This window comes from Acinetobacter sp. GRABPA_MV_2 (assembly GCF_056725885.1).
Genome location: NZ_JBWZNA010000027.1, coordinates 26,575 through 34,627 on the forward strand (window position 1 = coordinate 26,575; position 8,053 = coordinate 34,627).

The window sequence follows — 8,053 nt, forward strand, 5'->3', positions numbered from 1 at the left end:
GAATTAACGATAGAGCGTAGCCTACATGGAATCTGCTAACGATAAAGAACTGGATCAGCTGCTGAATGAACACTTTGCTGGGCGGGTGGTACGTAAGGATCTGACTAAACTGATCAAAGAAGGGGCCAATGTCCCTGTCTATGTGCTCGAGTACCTATTGGGGATTTACTGTGCCTCGGATGACCCTGAGATCATTGAACAGGGGCTGCGTAACGTAAAGACCGTTCTGGCAGAGAATTATGTCCGCCCGGATGAAGCGGAGAAAGTAAAATCCCTGGTTCGTGAACGTGGCAGTTATAAGGTCATTGACCGAGTTACCGTGAAGCTGAATGAGCGTAAGGACAAATACGAAGCCTCTTTCAGTAATCTAGGTATTAAAGATGCTGAGATTTCGGCAGGCATCGTCAAAGAGTATGAAAAATTACTCGTTGGTGGTATCTGGGTGATTGCAACACTCAGTTATTATTTTGATGAAGGACAGTCAAATTCTCCATTTGGTGTGAGCCTACTCAAGCCGATTCAAATGCCGAATATGAATATGGATGAACTCTTCAGTGGAAGAGCAGCATTAAGCACTGATCAGTGGCGCGAGAGTTTAATCCGTTCGATCGGCATGGAACCGGCTTCGCTAAAAGAGGACGTGCAATGGCAGCTATTAGCACGTATGGTTCCGTTCGTTGAAAATAACTATAACGTTTGTGAACTGGGACCACGCGGTACCGGGAAAAGCCATATTTACAAAGAATGTTCACCGAATAGTATTTTAGTCTCCGGTGGGCAAACGACTGTCGCCAACCTATTCTATAACATGAGTAGCCGCCGTATTGGTCTGGTTGGCTTATGGGATGTGGTAGCCTTTGATGAAGTCGCCGGTATTTCCTTTAAGGACAAAGATGGCGTACAGATCATGAAAGATTACATGGCCTCAGGGTCTTTTGCCCGTGGCCGCGAACAGATGGAAGCCTCTGCTTCAATGGTTTTTGTGGGTAATATCAACCAAAGCGTGGAATCCCTGGTCAAAACCAGCCATCTATTGGCACCTTTCCCTGAAGCCATGATCGATTCGGCATTCTTCGATCGTTTTCATGCTTATATCCCCGGCTGGGAAATTCCGAAGATGCGCCCGGAGTTCTTCACCAACCGTTATGGATTGATCGTTGATTATCTAGCTGAGTTCTTCCGGGAAATGCGTAAGCGTAGCTTTGCAGATGCCATTGAGAAGTACTTCAAACTCGGCAACAACCTGAATCAACGTGATGTGATCGCCGTTCGCAAGACGGTTTCCGGATTGATGAAGTTGCTCTACCCACACGGTCAGTTTAATAAAGAAGATGTACGCCAGTGTCTGGAATATGCCCTGCAGGTACGTCGTCGGGTCAAAGAACAGCTGAAAAAAATTGGTGGCATGGAATTCTATGATGTGCATTTCAGCTACATCGATAATGACACGCTTGAAGAGCACTTTGTTTCAGTCAAAGAGCAGGGTGGAGGTGGACTGATTCCCGAAGGTCCAGCCAAGCCAGGTTTCTTATATACCATCGGGCTCAGTAATAAAGGCATGCCAGGGTTATACCGCTTAGAACTTCAAGTCACCAAAGGTTCAGGAAAGCTGGCGACATCAGGCTTATGGAATTCAAGCAGTGCCAAGGAGCAGGTCAAGGTCGCATTTGACTACTTCAAGGCCAATGCATCTCGAATCTCGGGTGGCAGTAAGGTGATGGAACATGACTTCCACTTACATGTGGTTGAATTACAGAACACCGGACCACTCAGTCATCTTGCTCTGCCAAGTTTAGTAGCTTTCGCTTCTGGCCTGTTAGGACGATCGGTACAAAGTCAGATGGTGGTACTGGGTGATATAAGCTTGGGTGGTTCTGTGACACCGGTGGAAAGTATTGCCGAATGTCTGCAAGTTGCTTTTGATGCGGGTGCCAAGAAGGTTGCTTTGCCAATGAGTAGTGCGGCAGATATCCCAACGATTCCTGTAGAACTGTTTACCAAGTTCCAGACCAGCTTTTATGCAGATCCGGTGGATGCGGTATTTAAAGCTCTGGGTGTGGGTTGAGTTGATTCTGTATAAATCAGTTAAAGAGAAAAGCTTTTGAAATGATTAGGAAATATGAATCACATGAAGGATTTAATAACAGCTATTTTGGTTAAACAGCCCAAACTTACTGCTAGAGAAATTGCTAAAACTCTTGGTATTGAAAAGAAAGAAGTGAATGCTTTTTTATATCAAAATCAAGATATATTTTCACAAAATGAAGCCTTTTGCTGGTCTTTAGCTATAATCCCGTCAGTTAAAAATTTAGAAAGACCAATGATGAACTCTGAACTTGAATTAAATAATATTGTTAAAAATAAACTGATTCAATTGTTGGATTATGTATCTCATCAAGCTGAGGATACTCAAAAAATTCAATATGAAATGAGTGGTAATAGATTTTATTCTCATGATCTAGAAAAACTTCGTGGCTTAAAAATTCTGAATGATGACGATTGGTGGTTTCAAATTGAACGATTACAGCTTCAATCGATGCCGAAACCATCTCAAATACTCTCTTCCTATATTCATGTTGATGCCGAAAAAGAACCCACTGTTAATTTTTCTAGTTTAAATAAGATTGTATTTTTTAAAGGAGTTCATCAATTCCGTTTGCCCTACAGTAGCGTGGCATGTGATTTGATTACTAAAATTGACCTACTTCAGAAGCTATTCAAAGAATTCGAAAGTTATCAAAATATTTGGAAAGATTGGAAACAAAATAACGATGAGATTAAAAAATCTATTGTTGTTTACGATAAATTATTCTCATGGAATACCGCGATTAATTTAGGTGGAACAGGCGATGGTGAAGAAATTGTTGCAGGCTTTGGCTTAGTTGACTGGGTACTTCCAACGACTCAAAAATCTTACTCATATCCTCTTATTACTATCCCGTTAGAAATGGAGATAGAAAAAAATGGATTAATACGTGTAGGTGCCAAAGATACACGTGCCAATATAGAAATGGATGCCATCTTATTAGAGGATGATCTGCCTACTTCAGGACAAGTAAAAGTAACCTTAAAAGAAAACTTAAATAATGGTCGCTCATTACGCCTATTTGAAGGGGAAACTTACTCTGATATAGTTAATGCCTTCGTCGCGAATATTTTTTCAAAAGGAGCAATTGTTGAGGCAGAAAATAGGGCTATACCATCCAAAAATCTAACGGTGACATTAACATCAGTACTGTTTAGTCGTCCTAAAAGAAATTCTATTTTAAGCGATGACATTGAGTTATTAAAAACTAAACTTAATGACCCTTCAGTGGCTATACCTGAACAACCTTTATCGTTAGTGACAGAATTAAAAAGCGATATTAATCAAAAAGAGACTTATAGTTTTAGAGGGCGTTCTGGTACTGAGGGATTCGGATCAAAAGTTGAAGAGCTTTATTTCCCGCTGCCTTATAACAAAGAACAAATTACTATTGTCCAGAATCTGCTAATCAGCAGTGGTGTAGTGGTGCAAGGTCCACCAGGTACAGGTAAAACACATAGTATTGCCAATATTATCTGTCACTATTTGGCGAATGGTAAAAAAGTACTGGTAACTGCACAGCAGTCACATGTCCTTAAAACAGTACATGAAAAGATTCCTGATGAATTAAAGCCTTTGGTAGTCAGTCGCATTGGTTCAAGCAAAGAAAGTAAAAATCAGCTTGAATCTTCAATCGATTTGATTGTGCAAAAAATTACCCAAATGAATGTTGCAGAAGTTCGAAAAACGATCGAAGTTCTAAAACATCAAATAGATCATAACCATCATGAAATGGCTTTGATTGATCGAGAAATATATAACTTTGCAGAAAAGCATTATCAGAATATTGAAGTAGATGGTAATAAAAAATTACCTATGGATATCGTGAAAACGGTATTAGAAAGTAGAGTATCCTGCGAATGGTTTACCGACCAATTAACTTTGGAGGAAAAAGACCAGTTTCCTTTTTCCCAGATTGAGTTGATTCAATTGAGAGACTCAAGGAAGAAAATAGGTACAAACTTACCATACATAAATTATGGACCTCTACCAGCTCCTGAAAAGCTGTTAGATTCGGCGAGCCTGAAGAAATTAAGTGAGTTCTTAAAAGAAAAAGATGAGATTGAGGAATTCTTAAAGCAAAATGACCTACATAATTTCAAGGAAACTATTTCTGAATCAGAAATTAATGAGCTAAGAGATTGGTTGAAGATTTATCTAGAAGATCTAAACTTTGTTCTTGATCAAGCAGAACCATGGTTATTGAGCTATTTCAAGAAGATAAATGCAGAAGATAAGGCTATGGAACTTGATATCTATAGTAACCTTATTCAAGAAGTTCAGCCTTTATTGGAATACAGGAAAACGCTACTAATTGATCCCATAGAGCTGAATTTTGAGATACAACCAAACTCAAAAGAATATCAAGCTGTTCAACGTGCTGTTGATACAGGTAAGCCATTTAATTGGTATCATTTTGGTACTGCTGAATTACAAGACCTTTTTAAGTCAATTAAAGTTTCTGGAAAATATCCTGATACATCAGATGAATGGAAAAGACTTAAAGAATATCTTGATAGAAAGCAGACTCTTAACATCTTTATGAGCAAATGGAATAGTATTGCAGCACAATTAGACATTCCTTTAATTGAGTTAAATAATCGTAATATCGATGAAATATTAAAAGAGTTCACGCAGCTCATCAGTAGAACCCAAAAATGCCTAGATTTGAAAAATAAATATTTGGATCTATTTAATACGAATTATTTAAAAGCTTTTAAGAGAGCTAAATCTTTTGATTTCTACGGATTACCTAAAAATATTGATGACTTGATTCAATTGTTAGGGCAGAAGTTAAAAATATTTAATTTAGAAGTCTATCAACAACAACTGGCTGATCAAATCCTTTATTTATCAGAGTTTGGTAATAAAATATCAAATCAGTTAAAAAAAATTGTATCTCAGATTGATTCCGATTCATTACATGAAAGTGAACTTGGAGATTATGCTGATCTATTAAAAAAATTATCACATTTAAAAGATCTAACAGAAGATTTTGAAAGAGTTAAATCCGCCAGTATTAGATTGAGTAAAACAAATGCTTTGATTCTTAGTAAACATATTCTGGAAGTTCCGTACGCTGAAGAAATTGAAGATCCTGTATTACGTAATACATTGCTAGAGGCTTGGGAATGGAAACGTCTTGAGATTTTTGTAATAGCCATCAGTAATACAAGTCAAATTGAAAATTTGTATGAGCACCGTCGTATTCACGAGAAGAATCTATCTCAAAATTACGCTCAATTGGCAGCAAACAAGACATGGCTGGCATTAAAGGAAAATGCCTCAGACAAAATTTTAGTTGCATTACAGCGTTATAAAATTGCTGTACAACACTATGGAAAAGGGACAGGTAAGAATGCTCCACGTTATAGAAAAGATGCTCAAGTAGCCCTTAAAGAGGCAACAGCAGCTATTCCTTGCTGGGTCATGTCACATCTTCAGGTATCTGAATCTATGCCTGCTGAATTAGGCCTCTTTGACTTAGTGATTGTGGATGAGGCATCACAATCATCAATTGACGTATTACCTGTTTTAATGCGTGCTAAAAAATTATTAGTAGTGGGGGATAATAAACAAGTTTCTCCGAGTAATGTCGGTCTAGCAAGTGCTCAAATTGATGTATTAAGAAATCGTTATCTACATGGTCAGCCACATGCTGCATATTTAACACCAGATATGTCTTTATACGACATGGCTTCTTCTATCTATGAGTCAAGTGTGATGCTTCTAGAGCATTTCCGCTGTCATCCTGCGATCATTAGTTACAGCAATAAAAACTTTTATGGTAACCGTATTAAGCCAATGCGATTATCGAAGAAATCTGAGCAGTTAAGTCCAGCTTTAGTCGCAATTTATACACCGCAGGGGTATAGAGAATCTAAAAATAGCAAACATATTAATCGAATAGAAGCGAAAGCAATTATTGAGGAAATGAAACTTCTTCTTAAAGATGAACGATACGCAAATAGATCAATCGGTGTGATCTCATTGTTGGGACCGGCGCAGGCTGAGTTCATTCAATCAGAAGCTTTGAATGAATTTGGTGCAGGGACTCTTACCCAAGTTCAATTTGCTTGTGGGGATGCTTCAGCATTTCAGGGTGCAGAAAGAGATATTATTTTCTTATCTATGGTAGCAGATCCTCAGAATTGTCATGCTTTGAGTCGATCCGATCATGAACAGAGATTTAACGTGGCTGCAAGCCGTGCTCGTGAACGGATGTATCTCGTCCATTCCGTGAGTCGTGATCATATATCTCCAAAAGATCTAAGGCTGAATTTACTCAATCATTTTTATGATTTGCAAGAAGATCAAAAAGCATCATTTGAAGCAAAATTAGATTTGTGTGAATCGGAGTTTGAAAAATCTGTATTTACGACACTCCATGAAATGGGTTACACAGTTACTCCACAGGTTAAGGTTGGAAGCTATCGAATCGATTTAGTCGTTGAGTCAGATGGTGATCAGCGTTTGGCTGTTGAATGTGATGGTGATAGCTATCATGGGCCAGAACAATGGCATGATGACATGACTCGTCAACGTGCTTTAGAACGCGCAGGATGGACATTCTGGAGATGCTTTGCATCGAGTTGGTTCATTGAACGTGAAAATATGATTATGTCATTAAAGGAAAAACTTGATGCAATGGGCATAAAACCTACACATGGAATGAGTAGCTTAATTCAAGATGTAGAACACAAAGTGTGGGTAGATGACGAATCTGAAATGAGTGCGGAAAATGACATCGAGAAAGATTTGTTAATTGTTTAATTGTACTAGCTTGTATTTAAATGGATTCGCTAGCGGACACTTACGTAACTAAAGATTACAGTAGTAATCTTTAGTTGTTGAAATTTACTTGGGTAAAAAAGGGTGAATAGCCACCGATTTTGTAGACACCTTTTAGTTAGATAAAATGGCTAATTAACGAGGTGCTTATGAGCAGTAAACGATACCCTGAAGAATTCAAAATTGAAGCAGTAAAGCAAGTTACTGAGAAAGGCCATAGTGTGGCCGAAGTTGCTGCACGTTTGGGAACCACCACCCATAGTATGTATGCCTGGATTAAACGTTATGATCCACAGCAGCCCAAGATCACAGAATCTAATGATCCAAGGGCAGAATTAGCAAAGTTAAAAAAAGAGCTGCAACGGGTTACTGAAGAAAGGGACATATTAAAAAAGGCCGTGGTGTACTTCGCAAGCCAGTCCAAATGAGGTACGCCTTTATTCGGGACAATCAGCATATATGGCCTGTTCGTCGTTTATGTTCAACTTTAGATGTTCATCACAGTGGTTATTACGCATGGTTAAAGCAACCCACCAGTAAAACTGCGCGGAAACGGCAACAGCTTTCAGGATTGATTAAACAGATTCTGGCTGGAATCTGTTGGTATCTACGGCTATCGCAAGATTCACTGTGATTTGAAAGATGTTGGTGAAAGTTGTGGGATTAATCGAGTACATCGGCTGATGAAAGCAGATGGTCTTAAATCTCAGCGCGGTTATCGTAAACCTAGAGCTCACGCTGGTGCTCCGGCTGTCGTTGCCGCAAACACTTTAGATCGACAATTTAATCCAACTCAGCTCAACCAGCTGTGGGTGACTGACATGAGAAGCACTGCTTCGCAAGATATCCGTACTCATGAAGGGTGGCTATATATCGCAGTTGTGATTGACCTGTTTTCACGTCTTGTTGTTGGCTGGTCTATGAAATCCAGAATCACGACAGATCTGGTTTTAGATGCGTTATTGATGGCTTTGTGGCGAAGAAACCCAAAGAACAAAGTCCTGATTCATTCTGACCAAGGCAGCCAATACACCAGTCATGAATGGCAAACATTTCTCAAACATCATAATCTTGAAAGCAGTATGAGTAGACGAGGAAACTGTCATGGTAATGCTGTTGCTGAGAGCTTTTTTCAGCTGTTAAAGCGAGAGAGGATCAAGAAGAAAATATATTCAT

General features: G+C 39.0%; 2 protein-coding genes and 1 pseudogene. All 3 read left to right on the forward strand.

What is annotated here, in order from left to right:
• Positions 1-25: 25 nt before the first annotated feature.
• Positions 26-2,065, forward strand: a complete 2,040-nt coding sequence (brxL, locus tag ACXM0J_RS17315; RefSeq protein ID WP_000443160.1) for a protease Lon-related BREX system protein BrxL — start codon at positions 26-28, stop codon at positions 2,063-2,065.
• Between the two features lie 63 nt (positions 2,066-2,128).
• Positions 2,129-6,859, forward strand: coding sequence for an AAA domain-containing protein (locus tag ACXM0J_RS17320; RefSeq protein ID WP_000653919.1), 4,731 nt, complete (start codon positions 2,129-2,131; stop codon positions 6,857-6,859).
• A gap of 167 nt (positions 6,860-7,026) precedes the next feature.
• A pseudogene (locus ACXM0J_RS17325) lies at positions 7,027-8,053 on the forward strand (IS3 family transposase); the annotation flags it as partial.

Bases quoted from the DNA above. Each gene is read 5' to 3' on its own strand.
- brxL (WP_000443160.1), top strand. From the start codon at position 26: ATGGAATCTGCTAACGATAAAGAACTGGATCAGCTGCTGAATGAACAC.
- ACXM0J_RS17320 (WP_000653919.1), top strand. From the start codon at position 2,129: ATGAAGGATTTAATAACAGCTATTTTGGTTAAACAGCCCAAACTTACT.